The sequence below is a fragment of the Phytoamicus setariae genome (genome assembly GCF_016722925.1).
Classification (GTDB): domain Bacteria; phylum Pseudomonadota; class Alphaproteobacteria; order Rhizobiales; family Rhizobiaceae; genus Rhizobium_E; species Rhizobium_E setariae.
This window is the reverse complement of record NZ_JAEQNC010000014.1, coordinates 42,268-57,986: the sequence shown is the minus strand read 5'-3', so window position 1 is coordinate 57,986 and position 15,719 is coordinate 42,268. Positions and strand designations below refer to the sequence as shown.

14 protein-coding genes are annotated in these 15,719 nt (G+C 56.3%); 8 read left to right on the top strand and 6 right to left on the bottom strand.

The genetic code is table 11. The features are described from left to right. Positions 1-498: 498 nt before the first annotated feature. A complete protein-coding gene (locus tag JJB09_RS21350) occupies positions 499-2,247 on the bottom strand; it encodes an adenylate/guanylate cyclase domain-containing protein (protein ID WP_201663111.1) in 1,749 nt (582 codons plus the stop codon). 496 nt (positions 2,248-2,743) lie between these two features. On the opposite strand from JJB09_RS21350, the gene JJB09_RS21345 reads away from it, so the two are divergent. The 4 genes from JJB09_RS21345 (at position 2,744) to JJB09_RS27070 (ending at position 4,333) form a co-directional block, all read left to right on the top strand. Continuing rightward, positions 2,744-3,268, top strand: coding sequence for a LysE family translocator (locus JJB09_RS21345; RefSeq protein WP_343229070.1), 525 nt, complete (start codon positions 2,744-2,746; stop codon positions 3,266-3,268). An 89-nt stretch (positions 3,269-3,357) separates the two neighbouring features. Next, on the top strand, positions 3,358-3,714 hold the full coding sequence (locus tag JJB09_RS21340) for a hypothetical protein (protein ID WP_201663110.1): 357 nt from the start codon (positions 3,358-3,360) through the stop codon (positions 3,712-3,714). A gap of 100 nt (positions 3,715-3,814) precedes the next feature. Continuing rightward, the gene (locus JJB09_RS21335) at positions 3,815-4,105 is read left to right on the top strand and encodes a PRC-barrel domain-containing protein (protein WP_201663109.1); all 291 of its coding nucleotides are present in this window, start codon (positions 3,815-3,817) and stop codon (positions 4,103-4,105) included. 81 nt (positions 4,106-4,186) lie between these two features. After that, positions 4,187-4,333: an SOS response-associated peptidase family protein gene (locus JJB09_RS27070; protein ID WP_343229069.1), complete on the top strand. Its 147-nt coding sequence runs from the start codon at positions 4,187-4,189 to the stop codon at positions 4,331-4,333. A gap of 104 nt (positions 4,334-4,437) precedes the next feature. Here JJB09_RS27070 and JJB09_RS21330 read toward each other — a convergent pair whose 3' ends face one another. Further along, entirely contained in the window at positions 4,438-4,758 is a 321-nt protein-coding gene (locus JJB09_RS21330) for an ATPase inhibitor subunit zeta (protein WP_201663108.1), read from the bottom strand. Between the two features lie 678 nt (positions 4,759-5,436). Here JJB09_RS21330 and JJB09_RS21325 point away from each other — a divergent pair. Then, positions 5,437-7,908 carry an arylsulfatase gene (locus tag JJB09_RS21325; protein ID WP_201663107.1) on the top strand — a complete coding sequence of 824 codons (2,472 nt, stop codon included), beginning with the start codon at positions 5,437-5,439 and terminating at the stop codon, positions 7,906-7,908. A 147-nt stretch (positions 7,909-8,055) separates the two neighbouring features. Here JJB09_RS21325 and JJB09_RS21320 read toward each other — a convergent pair whose 3' ends face one another. Continuing rightward, positions 8,056-8,544 (bottom strand): DUF2721 domain-containing protein, encoded by a 489-nt coding sequence (locus tag JJB09_RS21320; RefSeq protein ID WP_201663106.1) that lies wholly within the window; start codon positions 8,542-8,544, stop codon positions 8,056-8,058. Between the two features lie 501 nt (positions 8,545-9,045). On the opposite strand from JJB09_RS21320, the gene JJB09_RS21315 reads away from it, so the two are divergent. Continuing rightward, positions 9,046-10,725 carry an arylsulfatase gene (locus JJB09_RS21315; RefSeq protein ID WP_425523755.1) on the top strand — a complete coding sequence of 560 codons (1,680 nt, stop codon included), beginning with the start codon at positions 9,046-9,048 and terminating at the stop codon, positions 10,723-10,725. Here the strand turns inward: JJB09_RS21315 and JJB09_RS21310 are convergent. Both JJB09_RS21310 and JJB09_RS21305 read right to left on the bottom strand, forming a co-directional pair. Further along, the gene (locus JJB09_RS21310) at positions 10,685-10,951 is read right to left on the bottom strand and encodes a hypothetical protein (RefSeq protein WP_201663105.1); all 267 of its coding nucleotides are present in this window, start codon (positions 10,949-10,951) and stop codon (positions 10,685-10,687) included. The genes JJB09_RS21315 and JJB09_RS21310 overlap by 41 nt on opposite strands. A 451-nt stretch (positions 10,952-11,402) precedes the next feature. Continuing rightward, positions 11,403-12,500 carry a calcium-binding protein gene (locus tag JJB09_RS21305; protein ID WP_201663104.1) on the bottom strand — a complete coding sequence of 366 codons (1,098 nt, stop codon included), beginning with the start codon at positions 12,498-12,500 and terminating at the stop codon, positions 11,403-11,405. A gap of 347 nt (positions 12,501-12,847) precedes the next feature. Between JJB09_RS21305 and JJB09_RS21300 the strand changes: the two genes are divergently transcribed. Both JJB09_RS21300 and JJB09_RS21295 read left to right on the top strand, forming a co-directional pair. Then, positions 12,848-13,672, top strand: a complete 825-nt coding sequence (locus JJB09_RS21300) for a PRC-barrel domain-containing protein (RefSeq protein ID WP_201663103.1) — start codon at positions 12,848-12,850, stop codon at positions 13,670-13,672. 110 nt (positions 13,673-13,782) lie between these two features. Then, entirely contained in the window at positions 13,783-14,262 is a 480-nt protein-coding gene (locus JJB09_RS21295; protein WP_201663102.1) for a YfbU family protein, read from the top strand. Between the two features lie 187 nt (positions 14,263-14,449). Here the strand turns inward: JJB09_RS21295 and JJB09_RS21290 are convergent, their stop codons facing one another. Then, a complete protein-coding gene (locus tag JJB09_RS21290) occupies positions 14,450-15,502 on the bottom strand; it encodes a DNA topoisomerase IB (protein WP_246748876.1) in 1,053 nt (350 codons plus the stop codon). Between the last annotated feature and the right edge of the window lie 217 nt (positions 15,503-15,719).

The window sequence follows — 15,719 nt, the reverse complement described above, 5'->3', positions numbered from 1 at the left end:
GGTGATTTGAGAATGGCTCTAATTCAAACGCCGTGGCGCGAGAGCGGAGCGACACGTCCAAAGCAGCATAAAACATCGTCGTCTCCCTTCATCTCAGTGCCCCTCGCGGGACTGCTCGATTACACCTGCTTCGGGCCAATCGCGGCTAAATGTGGAAAACATTTCCGCTTTGCACAGCAGAGCTGCCTTCGCGAAAGTAGAGGCCGCGCTTAGAGGCCGACCAGGCGCTTCGGAAAAGCCGAGCTGGTATGAGATTTGTGATGATGCCCCACAATCGGAGGGCCACCCAGCATCATAACCTCTCGGAGGGCGACCGTCCGCTTTGGGGGCGCATAGCAGACGAAAGGGGACCGCGACTATTGAACTGCCATGAACGAACTCCCCTTAGACGCGGAATATCTCCGTGATCAGCTTTACGTGCGTCCGGCAACAGGACGCTCAAGCGGAAAGTAGATTTGCCTGTAGCGATAGCCCATGCCCCCGCTGCGCAGCCGGGTGTCAGACCTCCAATCCTGCCTTGCGCAGTCCTTCGATGCGGAGCTCGAAGTCTTCGGGTTTGCGGTAGGGGAGGATGCGTCGGCGGCGTTCCATTGAAAAATCCGGATTGATCTGGAGTGCACGTGACCAAGCCTTCCGGCTTGCCTCCAGCCGGCCGAGATGGCCATAGCAGGAGGCGAGCAGAGCATAGGCGCTCTCGGAATTCGGACTTCGCGTGAGCCACTGTTCAATTGCGACAATAGCTTGCTCATACTGGCCCAAGGAAAAATGTGCGTCGGCCTGAAACTGCATGGCGAACTGTGGATGATGCGGGTCCCGCCGTTTGGCGGCATCAAGCGTCTCAAGCGCGGCGGCAGCATCACCAAGATATATCTGAATTCTCGCCAGCAGAAGCATCATCGCCGCGAAGTTCGGTGAAAGCGCGAGCCCGCGATGCGCTTCGGCCAGCCCGCGGTCGAGATCACCCCCCCATCCATAGGCTATACCCAGCGCCCAATGACCGGTGGGTTCTTCCTCGCCCATCGCCACCGCACGCTGCGCAAGCTCCAGTCCGGTCCGTAGCGAATACTCGGGATCACTGGAAAAGCCATTGATGTAGTCAATGCAATGCGTGAAAGCGATGAACGCATAGGCCGGAGAGTATCCGGCATCGATGGCGATCGTGCGCTCAAGCAGCTTGCGCGCCTCTATGTTGCCGATTTTGGTAGTAATCCATGCCAACTCCCGACCGCGCAGGAAAAATTCGTAGGCCTTCACGTCCACAGCACGCGACTTGGCCAACCGATCCCGCTCACCCGCCGTGAGCTTCAGCTTGAGCGCTGCCACGATTTCCAGCGTTAGCTCATCCTGAACGGCGAAGATATCGGTGAGGTCGCGATCGAAGCGGTTTGCCCAGACATGCCCGCCATCAGTCGCATCGATCAACTGGGCTGTCACCCGCACCCTGTTGCCGGCTTTGCGCACACTTCCCTCGAGCACATAACGAACGCCAAGCGCCTTGGCCACTTCGGGTATCGAAACGGCAGCCTTCTTGTAGACGAAGGAAGAGTTCCTCGCGATCACGTGCAGCTCGGACAGTCGCGAGAGATCCGTGATGATGTCTTCGCTAATGCCGTCGGAGAAATACTCCTGTTCGACATCGCCACTTAGATTGTTGAATGCCAGCACGGCAATGGACGGCTTGCCGTGAGCAGATGGTTGCTCTGATATTATCGGTGAAGTGGCACGTCCAGCTTCAAGCGAATAGACGCGGATTGGCTCGGCAATGTTCTTGAGTTGTGTCGCGCCAAGATCGATGACAAGGAGATCGAGCTTCGCCTTTACCTGGCGGTAGGCATCTTCGGAAAGGCAGATCGCCCCTGGCTTGGCGATGCCTTCCAGCCTAGCAGCTATATTGACGCCGTCGCCCATAAGATCGCCGTCGCTTTCCTCGACCACGTCGCCAAGGTGGATGCCCACCCGGAACTCGATGCGGCGCTCGGGCGGCAGGCCCGCATTCCGTTCGACCATGGCATTCTGCACCTCGATGGCGCAACGCACGGCATCGACGACACTGCGGAATTCAACGAGGCTGCCGTCTCCCGTGCGCTTGACGACACGGCCATTGTAGACGGCAATAGTCGGATCGATGAGGTCGCTGCGCAGGGCGCGAAGGCGCGCCAGCACGCGCTCTTCGTCGGCGCCGGCGAGCCGGCTATAGCCGACAACGTCGGACACCAGGATCGCTGCGATCTTGCGCATCTCGCTCATAGGGCTCACTCCACCTCGAAGCAAATTAGCACAATTTGAATGACAACGCTCTGGGCGCGAGCGGTGGATGGCCATGGCAATACCTGCCGGAGGAACAGCCTAGATGTCGGAAGAGGTATTGCGCTTGGCGATGAAGTGTTCGCGACCCAGAGCATCAGGCCCGAAGTTGCCCGAATGCAGGCTCGGGCTCTATTCGCTGCGTCGTGTCCGCTTTGCAGCAACAGCGACCTGTGGCTCCATGACCACTATGGAGGCGCAAAGCAGCCGACACGTATTCGGCAGGTATTGGCCTTTTGCAGACGTACCAATGGCGATATCGATGCCCAAGTGATATGAGCGTCGAGTCCCCAATATTCATGCCGGAAGCCATGCCCGACGCGTCAACGTTCATAACATTCCTTGTCGCTCTAGCCGTTCTCGAAATTACACCGGGACCGGACATCATTGCCCGAGGTGTTGGCTAAGGACGAAGGCTGCTCTACTCACCGTCATAGGCATGATCTTCGTCGCAGGTGCTGTTCAGGTTAGTTTGCTGGTGCTTGGATTAGCATCACTTGTTGCGGCCTATCCCGCCGCTCTTATTTTGTTGCAGTGGGCTGGCGCTGGATACCTGATCTACCTTGGAGGCAAGATGCTTTGGACAAGCTTCGGCTCTCAATCGGCCACACAAATAAGGGCGAAGCCTGTATCAGGTTGGAAGGCTGTTCGTGAGGGTACACTCAACAGCCTGACGAATCCGAAGTCACTTCTTTTCATGTTCACCTTCCTGCCTCTGTTGGTTGACCCGTCCTCCGGACGAGTATGGCTGCAGCTCTTCATCCTGGGATCGATCCAGAAGCTGGTCGGTGTTTTTTCGCTAGGCGGCGTCGCTTTGGCATCTGGCACAGTTGGCCAGCTCCTTCACCGCTGGACAAAGCTCCTTGTGTGGCAGGAACGCTTTACCGGGATAGTGCTCTTGGGCCTCGGTGTTCGACTCCTCTTTTCAGGCAACCCTTCACCTGCGCCTGCGATGTCGAGATGACAAGTCCGCTTGGGGCCTAGAGCGGCCATTGACGCTCGAAGTCGTGGTCATGCATAGTTTTTCGGAGAGAGACGATAAGAGCGAGAGCAATGTCTGACTTCCTGCAGTTCGCGATCAATAAAGGGCGAGAAGAACGCGTTTCAAATGACGATGTGGTCCGATGGGCAGGTGCTTTAGATGACTGGGATTGCTACAACGCCGCTGCTCTGGAAATCGCGTTAGGGTACCATCGCGGTGAGCTGAGCTACAACTTCTGTGATGGCGCGATGAATGATCTGTGGAGCGCAGTGCGAGCGGGCTGCGGGACGGGTACTAACCAAGTTTCTGAGCCGTTCTTCGAAATCTTCGAAGCATTCGATGCCGGAGAATTTCACCGCAAGCACGATAACAGCGATGATCCCGTTGGTGACTTCACTGATCCCCTCGTTGCGAATGCCGCCGAGTAGATGTCCGTGGAAAACTGAGGGGCTACAGACGCGGCTGGCGGGAACAGTTTGCGTTTAAATGGGTTCATTAGTCGGTTGGTCGATATGAAGGAGAACCGAAATGGACCACTTAAATCATGTACGTCTCTCTCCCACCGAAGTCACGTCGGGAGTTCTAGAAGGCGCGACCGTTTACGGACCCGATAACGATACGATTGGTACCGTTGATCATATCCACAGCGAAAGCGGGGCCGCGATCATCGACGTGGGCGGTTTCCTAGGGGTCGGGACGAAGTCAGTTGCTGTCCCGCTCGCGGTCCTAGACTTCATGCGCGATGAGGACGGAGATGTCCACGCGGTCACGACGTGGACCAAGGATCAGCTCGAAGAAATGCCCGAGCATCTCGACTGAGTTGACGCCGCCTACCTAGCCCGGCCTTGTGCCGGGCTTTGGCTGCTGGCACTGACTTGAGCGACCCATGAGGAGGTCCCCATGTGCGGCCGTTTCACCCAATTCATGCCCTGGTCTGAGCTAGTCAAACTCTATCGCCTGACCGAACCCTATATCGGCCGCAACACCCCTCCCCGCTACGACATCGCGCCGACACAAACGGTGCCGTTAGTTCGCTTCCACTCCTAGTTGACGGTCGCCCATGCTGCTAACTTGTCGGACCCACAGGGCTAGGTCAGGCGTGACAAATGCCAGCAGTGCGTCTTCGGCTCAGCGCTGTGTTCTTCTCGCCGTTAACTCAACTTTAGATTACGAACAATTTGCACTAGTGCGACGTCACCGGCGTCTGCGCTGTTGGTCTGTCTTCCGGCCGCCAGCCAGGCTTGGCTTATGACTCTTGAAATCTGCTCGTCGGACTGAACGACACCTGCAGCATCGAAGTCCTTGCGAATGACGGCAAGTACGTCATTGCGTTCAAAGTCGAGCGCGCCCTTGGCGAGGTCGTTAATGTAGGCTTCGGCGCTTTCCCCGACGAGCCCCAGCTCTTCGGCCGCCCACATACCAACCAACTTGTCGCGGAGCGCGATTCTCTGCATATCCTGAAGGTCGTTCATGCGATCCTCCGTTGCACACCTATCGATGAACCTTACCAGAAACTCAAGCTTCGGTCTTCGCAAAGTTGCAGCGTCGTCCGGCTAGTCTCCGTGAAATCTCGCATGCGGCGCCGGTGCCCGCAGGTGCTAAGTTGCGCTTTCTCGTCGTCAACTACAATTCCCCGCTTCACGCAAGCTCTCCGCCACCCCAACGCGCGTCGCAGGCCGGCGTCGTCGAACTGCCAAGGCCCGCTTTGCGCCCAAAGCCGCCATATGGCCATTTGGGCTCCCGATTTAGAGCCCGCTAAATTGAGTGGACGTTACGCCAGGCCCGGCGATGTTACAGTTACGTAACTTACATTTAGCCATGTCGTATCCTACTCTTTCTGCCGATAAGCACGATCCCTGCGGATACCAAGACAACAATCCGAAGGCGCTCTCACACATGCGCGATATCAATCGCAACACTCGGAGGAGTGCGAGATCGATGTTGCAGTCGAATTGAAGTCGCATGCCGATCTGTCCGAAATGATCGCAATTCCCGGCGGCAGTGTGCCGCGTCGCGTTAACAATGGGGGGCACATCTGTGCGTTCCCAACTACTGCAGGCGCTAACGGCCTGCTGCCAGACATGCACAACCTATCGATACTTCAGCCAGTCACGTTGGCTTTAGATGCGTCAATCGAACAGGAGCAGTCAATGAGCAAGGACAAGACCCCAACCATTCCGGAAGATGAAACCGGTGTCCCGACAGTTGGCCTTAGCCGCCGCGAATTGCTGGCTGGGACGGCACTCACAGCGGCGGCCGTCACAACCACTGGACTTCCGCTCTCGACGGCCGAGGCCGCTACCACCATTATCGTTCAGGAACCAGCTCTGGTTCCGGGAGGCGGTTATCAATACGGCGAGGTACTGCCGATCCTTCCTCCCAAGCAGGCACCGATTACCGAGCCTGACTGGCGCAAGGTTCCGCAGCCTGCGAATTTCAAGGTCCGTCCTCCCAAGGGTGCGCCGAACGTGTTGCTCGTATTGCTCGATCAGGTCTCATATTCCGACCCTTCGACGTTCGGCGGCTCGACTAAATTTCCAACGCCCGATAAGCTGGCGGCAGAGGGGCTCACATACACCAATTTCCACGTCAACAGCCTTTGCTCCCCGAGCCGCACAGCCTTGTTGACGGGCCGAAATCAGCACCAGAACAGTCAGGCCGCTGTCGTGGACGGTGCAACGTCCTATCCCGGCGATACTGGTATGCGCCCGAAGAGCGTCGCACCGATTGCTGAAATCCTCCGCCAATGGGGATATTGCACTTCTATGTTCGGCAAGAGTCATGAGACGCCGCCTTGGGAAACCAGCGTCTCAGGGCCGTTTGATCGGTGGCCTGCACGACAGGGTTTTGAAAAGTTCTATGGCTTTATCGGCGGCGAGAAGTCGCTGTTTAGGCCGTATCTGGTCGATGGCACCACCGAATTGGGTGTGCCTCGCGCCGAGAACTACCATTTCAGCGTAGACATGACCGACAAGGCGATTGCCTGGGTTCGCGCGACGCGAGCGCTCACACCCGACCGCCCCTTCTTCATGTACTACGCCGCTGCTGGTGCGCACCCGCCGCATACGCCCCCAAAGGAATGGCTCAACAAATACAACGGTCAGTTCGATAAGGGATGGGACAAGCTGCGCGAGGAAATCCTGGAGCGCCAGATCGAGATGGGTTTGATGCCGCCCGGCACAAAGCTCGCGGAAAACCCGCCCGAGATTGCTAAGTGGGACACGCTTTCTGCGGATGCTAAAAAGGTCCTTGCTCGACAGATGGAAGTCTATGCCGGTTACTGCGAACATACCGACAGGGAAATTGGGCGCCTGATCCAAGCTGTTGAGGACCTTGGCGAACTCGACAATACCGTCGTGATCTATATTGCTGGTGACAACGGCGGCACAGCGATTGGTGGTCTTAATGGCACATTCAACGAATGGTCCAACCTTAACTCAGCACCCGAAGACATCCCCTATCTTCTGACGCGGCTGGCTGAATATGGCGGCCCCAATTCCTACCCGAATTATTCAGTGGCATGGGCAATGGCAGGTTCAACACCCGCGACTTGGTGCATCAACGCCTGCCAAGGTGGTGGGCAGAACCAAGGCATGGTTATCCGTTGGCCAAAGGGCTTCCAGTCGAAAGGCGAGATACGCAAGCAGTACACCCACTTGATCGACATCGGCCCAACCATCCTTGAGGCCGCTGGTATTCCGGAACCCAAATGGGTGAACGGTGTCGAGCAGATACCCATTGCTGGGACCTCGATCTCTTACAGCTTCGATGCGCCAACTGCCGCGGATCGGCATACCGTCCAGTACAATGAATGCAGTGGCAACCGCTCGATGTACAAGGATGGCTGGCTCGCCTGCGTCATGCATCGAGCACCATGGGAAGATCATCCGCGCGTGGACGACTACGCCAAGGACACGTGGGAACTCTACCACGTCGCCGAAGACTTCGGACAGGCGGTCAATCTGGCCGACAAGAATCCGGAGAAGCTGAAGGAGCTTCAGGACCTCTTTCACGAAGAAGCAATCAAGTTCGGCGTTTATCCAATGGATGACCGCTCCTTCGAGCGACTGAATGCGACCAACGCAGGTAGGCCAGACATTATGGCAGGACGCACCGAAATGACGCTTTATGCTGGAATGACGGGCATGGCGGAAAATGTGTTCATTGACACGCTCAGCCGATCCTTTGTCATTACTGCAGACATCGAAGTGCCAAAGGGTGGGGCAGATGGTGTGATACTGTCGCAAGGCGGTTTGTTTGGTGGATGGAGCCTCTACATCAAAGAGGGCAAACCGAAGTTTGCTTATAATTGGCTGGCTCGCGAATACTACTACATCGAGGGCACCGAGGAGCTACCAGAGGGCAAGGTCACACTTGTGCATGACTTCTCCTATGACGGCGATGGACTTCATAAGGGAGGAACTGGGCGACTGTTCATCAACGGCAAGCAAGTCGGCGAAGGACGGATCGATAAAACCCAAGGTGCGGTCTACTCGCTGGCGGGGGAAACCGCCGATGTCGGCATGGATGCCTATTCGCCTGTCTGTGATGACTATGATCCTTGGGACAACGCCTTCAAGGGCACGATCAATGTGATCAAGGTCAAGCACAAGGAGGCCTGATCCCGCAATTTTTCGCCTCCTCTTCATGACTGTTGAGGGGGCGAGCGTGTTGTCTGCTTCGGGCCCATTGCGGACAAGCCGACTCGGCAGCATGCGCAAGAAGCGGAAATCGCGCCCGCTATCTGCTCCAATAAGGTTGGCAAGACTTCATCCAATGTCGCTTTGATAAACATTCCTGCGCTGTAGCTTGTCGCTTTTGATCTGACGCATCATGCTGCAGGCCGCACCGACCATTTCGTACATGAAGGCGAAGAATGACAAAGTCAGCGCGACCAATGCGGCACCGAAAAACCAGAACAGCACTGCATCTCGATATTCTTCTCGGATCGCGCCAAACAGCAGGCCCATCGTCGATAGGCAGGTGAATACGGCAGACAGGATCGCCAAAATCACGGATGCTTCAAGCGCCAGCGTACGGCGTCGAAGATATGAAAGCTGTTCCCTCCGCGCCTCATTCGCATCTCTTCCGTGAATCACAAGGTCTGCGATGTCGTTGGCTCTATCCGATACCCTGGCCAGTCTCATTGAAACCACGTTGAGAACTGCTGCTGTGCCCGCCAGAAGAAAGACGGGCGTCAATGCGGTTTCGATTACGCTGACAATAGCAGGCACCGCCGAAGTCGAACTGCCGTCCATACCAGAAACTCCAGGCATCAATTCCAGTCTACGCTCAAGCGGTAACCTCGTCGGTCACCGACGAAGCCAGAAAGCAGGAGCGCGTGGCAGAACGAAGGCAGCCGCAAATTAGCAGAAACAAATATTATGCAGGCAGGTCACTGGGCAAATCGGACCAACATATCAATAACGGCCGCTGCAGCGCCTTGGCCTCGTCCCACGGCGCGCTGTCTTTGGAAGGCCAAGTTTCTTTCCGCGAGGTCGGGTCGGCTTTCAATCTTGAAGCGAAAACATATTCGTGAGATAGTTCTAATATTAAGCGCAAGGCGTAGACATCAACCCATCAAAACATACAAGGCGACGCACTAGTCTCACCACGCGCCTCGCATAATAGCTTCAACCACATCCAAACCAAAGCGAACTCCTGGTTGGGCGGATCGCCCATGTCCCGCGTCCAGTTTTTCTCGGCTACATTGAGGGAGAAGGCAGATGAAGCACAAATTTGGCAATTGCAGCGCCGTATTGGCAACGTTTGCGGCAGCGCTCTTGGCCGGAGCTAGCCCGGCCGCCGCTCAGGAAACACAAAAACCCAACATCCTGTTCATCATGGGCGATGATATTGGCTGGATGCAGCCCAGCATCTATCATCAGGGCCTGATGGTGGGCGAAACGCCCAACATCGATCGCATAGGCAAAGAAGGTGCGAAATTTATGACCTATTACGCCGAGCAAAGCTGCACGGCTGGTCGCACCGCCTTCCTAACTGGCATGCAGCCCGTGCGAGTGGGGATGGTCCTCCCGGAAATTCCCGGCAGCCCATCATACCTTCGGAAAGGCACACCCACCCTTGCTCGCTTCCTGCACGATCTCGGTTATAACACTGGAGAGTTCGGCAAGAACCATCTCGGCGACCACACGGAGTCTTTGCCAACCGCACATGGCTTTCAGGAGTTCTGGGGCTATCTCTATCACCTCGATGCCATGCAGGGCGTGAGTTTCCCTGACCTCAACAAGACGCCGACCGAACAGACCTTGGCGCCGCCTTGCAGGAACACGCCGATACCAGGGCTTAAAGAAGATCCAGCAGCAGTAGACCCGGCTACCACTACTTGCCTGACGCCTCCGCGACCGATGCTCGCTTGTATATCCTCCGACGGCACGCCGGAAAATCAGACATGCAAGGACGAAGGAGCTTTGACGCTAGAACGCTCCAAAACGGTTGATGAAGAAATCTCGGCCAAGGTCATAGATTTCCTCGACAGGAACGACCCCGAGAAAACCAAGAAACCCTTCTTCGTTTGGTACAACCCGGCACGCATGCACATCACCACAGTGTTGTCGGACAAGTACCTGAACATGGTGGGGGAACCAGGCGGCAAGGATTGGGGCGTCAACGAAGCCGGCATGAAACAGATGGACGACAACATTGGCTACGTGTTGAAGAAGCTCGAGGAGATGGGTGAACTCGACAATACCATCGTTGTCTTCACTACCGACAACGGCGCAGAGACGATCACCTTTCCTGACGGCGGCACCACGCCATTCAAGGGCGGAAAACTGAGTACCTGGGAAGGCGGAATGCGAGCCCCACTCGTGGCACGCTGGCCTGGCCACATTGAACCGGGAACAGTGAAGAACGACATGTTCGCTGCGCTCGATTGGTTGCCCACATTAGTCGACATCGCCGGTGGTCCCAAGGGCAATGAACTGAAGGAAACGCTCGAGAAGGGCGAGTATCCCGGCCTCGCAAAAACTACGCTCGACGGCGTAAACCAGCGCGCATACCTGGAAGGAAAGTCCGACAAGTCGGCACGGGACTCATTCCTTTACTATTCCGGCAAGGAGCCGTCTGCGGTCCGCTATAAGAACTGGAAAATGTACTTCGCCATGGTGTCCGATGATCCGGCCGGGTTCATAGCTGGCGTGCAACCCTACTCTTGGACACAGGTCGTCAACATCAAGCGTGATCCGTTCGAGACTTCAGTCGGTCAGCAAATCAAGACACTTTTCGGTATGGGAGGCGCGATCGCCTCTCCGTCGACCGCCTATGTCTATGACTGGAACATGCTCCCAATCGGCCAGCAGTTATGGCTGAGACATCTTGAGACCTACATCAAGTTCCCGCCGATGCAAGACCCAGCAAGTTACAATCTTGAACAGGTCATGCAGCGAGTTCGACAGATGAAGACAGGGCACGACTGACGCCCAGGCGAACTACGACGTCACGGCGGGCGCCCATCGGGCGTCCGTCTCGTAGCCGCGACCACAGTTCCATCGATCCGGCGCGGAAGGGGAAGTTTCGCTGCAGCAGCTGCGGCTTGCGCGACAGCACGATCACCGTTTCGCCGCCGGCGTGGCGGGCTAGAAAGCAAGTAGTGAAGGACTGAAACGCGTACAGAGCGCCCGGAAGCGCTCCGTCGTGGTTCACTGACACTTCTCTAGGCTGAAGTGGGTGGATTCGGTATCCCCATCTCTTGTCGTCCCCCCTCGAACCAAATCGCAGGAAAACTTCCGCCCTGCAAAGCGGGCAATACTCTTGTAGGCCTTCCGGTCATCCTTTTCCCAAACGGTCGACCTGATTTCGTAGTTTCCCGGAGTAGTTGCTCTAGCACACTTGAGTGTAGCGAACTTCTTACTACCATGCGCGGATGCAGTAACCGTGCATACTCCCTTGATCGTCAAAGAGTGTGCGGCACCACCTGCCGAGACGAAAACGCCGAGTGCAATGATTTTAAATAGATTTTTGCCGGCCATGCAATTCCCTTGAAATTTCAGCTGCAGATCGATTCTAGATCTAACCTGTCTTAGAACATGCAGGAAGACATAGGACACGCAAAAAGCGCCCGGCATCCGTAAGGCCGCCGGGCTGATTACTGGGATCAGAGTTCGAAATCGAACTTGGTCAGCTGGTGATTGCCCTGCAGCGCAATCACCAAATCGGCATCGCCGTCGCCATCCGTGTCGCCCTGGACGATCGTAACTCCGACCTGCTTTTCAAAGCGCAACTCACCAAGTTTACCATGAAACTCGGCGCCGCCGATGAATTTGAAAGCCTGGTTGCCGCTGACGAGCTCATTGGCATCGATCGCAGCAAGGTCGATCGTGTCATGCTGCTGGTGCGAGAAGTCGGAGATCATGTCACTGACCACCGCTGAGCTGTCGCTGACTTTGGTGAACACGAAGGTGTCGGTGCCACCCTGACCGCTCAAGATATCCGCGCCGGCGCCTCCGACCAAGGTGTCGGTGCCATTGCCGCCACGGAGATGGTCATCTCCCTTCATCCCCTTGAGGACATTGTTACCAGCATTGCCGGTGATGACGTTGTTGTCCGCGCTGCCGGTGCCGTTGATGTTGGCCTCGCCGTTCAGAATGAGTGCCTCGACATTGGCGGCGAGCGTGAAAGAAGCGGAGGACCGGACAGTGTCAGTGCCTTCGGCATCCGCTTCGATGACGGTCAACTTGCCGGACGTCACATAGGTGTCGTCACCCGTGCCGCCAGCCGCGATCCCTCTGAAAACACCCTTGCTCGTGTCGAAGAAATCGTTGCCTGCCCCCAGCAACACCGCGCCTTCGATCGTGCCGGTATTGATGATTGTTGAACGGCCGACGTCATCCCTAATCGCGATTAAACCGCCAGCCGCGGCGATGAAACCATCATTGACAAGCCGGTTGCTGCCAACTCCAGCAAATGAGACAGCTCCACCCGCGCCACCGATGATGCGACCGCCAGCCATGTTCGTGACAGTGCTGTCGGCACCAGCACCCACACCGGCGAAGCTCATGATCTCGCCAGAGTTGACGACCGTGCCTCTTTCCCCGACGGCTATTCCGACATTCGTGCTCGCAATGTCACCGCGATTGCTCACCTTGACGCCATTCGCCTCAGCCGCATAGACGCCTGCCCCGGCGGTAATGCTCGACTTTGCGCCAATATTGATCGTGTTCTTGTCGCCGACGACATAGATCCCAAACGACATTTGTGAGAAACCCGGACCGGGCTTTACTAGGTTTGATGCATGCCTGCAACGTCAGGCTTCTGCTGACCGTAGCCGCAACTCGAAATCGCTTAACTGTAAGAAGGTTCATCCAGCGAACTCGAGGGCTCCGATCCCCATCGGTTCCGCGGCGGCTCCTCGTTCCCCCGCCGTCATTTCCGCCACCCGCCAGCCACCTTTTACGGCACCTTGAGCCCACCCGCGACAAGGAAGCCGACCGCAACCAAGCGACTTTGACAACGGACGTCGGGAACAAATCGCGGATTGATGCGCTTATCCTTCACCGGCCCAGAGGCCGGAGCATAAGATTGTATGGAAGGATTGAGACAATGAAAAAACTGATCGCGACGACAGCCATTTCCATCCTGCTGGCAGGTGGTGCAGCTTACGGCGCCTCAGTCGCCCCCCTCACCACTTACCAGTATAGCGCGACCGATATACGCGCATCTCAGTTGATTGGGCAAACCGTATACGCGGCCGAAACTCCGGTTGATCTGAACATGCCCCTCAACGACCCCGACAAAAACTGGGCAAATATCGGCGAGATTAACGATGTCGTGTTGGGAAGTGACCAGTCCATTCGGGCAGCGGTCATCGGAGTCGGCGGCTTCCTTGGCATGGGCGAAAAAGACGTAGCGGTGTCTATACGCGATGTGAAGTTCATCAAAGATGGCGACTCACCGGAAAGCTACTTCCTCGTCGTGAACGCGACCAAGGATGCACTCGATAATGCCCCCGCCTATGTCTTGCCAACTGATCCCAACACCACGGCCGCCACTATCCCCGATAGCGGGGTGCAGGCCACAATCGATGAAAACCGCACGAAGCTTATTCGGCCAGACGTGATGCGTGAGGGTTATCAGACAGCCCAAATGACGGAAGTGACTGCCGACAAGCTAACCGGCGCACGCGTATATGGCGCTAAGGACGAGGACGTTGGCGAAATCAATCGTCTGGTCATGGCCGACAATGGGCAGGTGCAGTTGGTGGTGCTCGATATCGGCGGCTTCCTCGGCATTGGCGAGCATGAAATTGCGGTGACCCCCGATGAGCTCACTATTGTGCGAAACAAGGAAGGCGATGATTTCCGGGTCTACATCGATGCCAACAAAGATGCGCTGAAAGCCCAGCCGGATTATAAGCCTATCCAGTAGCAAAGCGACCCAAACGTCGAGTGAGGGCGGCTTCCCAGCCGCTCTTGCTTTTCCCGGCAGATTCTTTTCGTGCTGAGACTGAATTCGACACGATTGCAAGGAGCGAGACAATGGACCGCCCGACACGCCTGATTTTGTGGAACCAGCTGGAACTTCTCAAGACACATAATCCGGGCAACGTAGCCGAATTGCAAGCACAACAAGAGATTTTGGCCTCGGGGGACACCTCCCGGTATTCCGAATTGTTTCATATGTTCAGTGATGAGGAGGCCTCCGCTGAAATGCAAAAGGAGGTCTACGACGTCCTGGAGATGTTTCGCGCGCTGGGAAGCGCAAAGCAAAATGGATGGACGCCATCCAATGAGAAGGCATCCAAGTTCGAGGGCTTCGATGCCAACAACGATCCGCATTTTGCGTTCGCCCAATACCTCATTGATCGATGCAGGCTCTACCCGGAATCGGCTCCCAACAGGAATTCGCACAGCATAAGTACACTATCAAGCTATCGACGCATGCTGAGGATTTGGCGGAAAGCTGGGAACAAATATGAACTGAGCGAAGCCGAAGCCGAGGCGATCATTCACGCCTAGGAGCCGGATTGCAGGAGGGAGTCGATGACGTGAAGGCTGACAAAGCCGATCGCTCAATATTTGCTATGCGAGAAAGGGCCAGCCTCAGAATGCCGAGACTGTCTTAGCACCAGCGACGAGCACAATCAGCGACAATGGCAGTGATCATCGATGGGTATAACCGACCCCAACGGCAGTTCATCTGACCTCAATTCGCAACCACCTCCAGCCAACGCAGCACGCAAATTTCATCCTCGTTCATCCAATCGAGCAGGCGGGTGCTTCTTGTTTTTCCCATCCGAATCAACGCCGGGAGCCGTCCCGCTTCGAATTCCTCAAAGACTTTGGGATGAATGTAGGAAGACCGACACACAGACCGGGTATTGACGAGCTTCGCCGCCACGGCGTCTACTACGGCATTGATTTGCCGCGCACGATCCCGTTTGCTCGTCGCGGCTTCGATCTCCGCAAGCGAGAAGGCCGCCATGCATGTCGCGCCCCAAGTGCGGAACTGTCGAGAAGTGAAGTCTCTACCGGACGCAGTCCGGATATACTCGTTGACATCCTGCGACTTGATCTGATGATGAGCGCCATCCTCATCCAGATACTGGAAGAGGTTCTGACCAGGCAGCTCTTGGATTCGCTTGATCGCGCCTGCCAGCCTCCGGTCAGTATGTGACACCCGCCACTCTTTGCCGGATTTCCCCTTGAAGCGGAAATGCATCACTGAACCTTCGATCTTCAAATGCCTGTTTCGCAGCGTCGTCAGACCGAACGACCCATTGGCGGCTGCATACGTGGAATTGCCCACGCGGATATATAGGTTGTCGAGAAGATGCACGACGGTCGCTATCGCCTTTTCATAAGTCGGCATTCTGGACCTCAGATCGTTGTCTACCCGCTCCCGTATCTCAGGAAGTCTCTCCGCGAACTGCACGAGCTTCTCGAATTTCGCTCGTCCGCGCTCTGATGACCAATCGGGATGGTACCGATACTGCTTCCTGCCACGAGCATCGACCCCGACCGCCTGTAAATGCGAGTTCGGGTTCGACGAAATCACGACATCCGAGTAGGCTGGCGGAACGGCCAAGGCCGCAAAACGCTTAAGTTCGGCTGGATCCGTGATGCGGCGGCCGTCGGCGGCGTAATAGAGAAAACCCCGTTTACCGAGCCTGCGGCTCACGCCACCCTCAAGTGAAGACCAATAAACAAGCTCGGAGCCGCCCAACAATGCGCTACTCCTTGAGTACATCTTATCCATTTCGGAAACTAACTGAACCATGCCGGTTAAACTGCGATGCAAACGTTCTGTTCCTTTCTCCCAACACCCCGGATATCCGGAACACGGCAGAAATGGGTCTGGATCGATTACCTAGGCCGGCGAGCATTCCAAGCACGTCGTCCCACTCGACCATTCAAGGCAATAACTTACACCCTGGCAGCCGGGAACGGACTGACGGCATCAGTCAAAAGGAAAA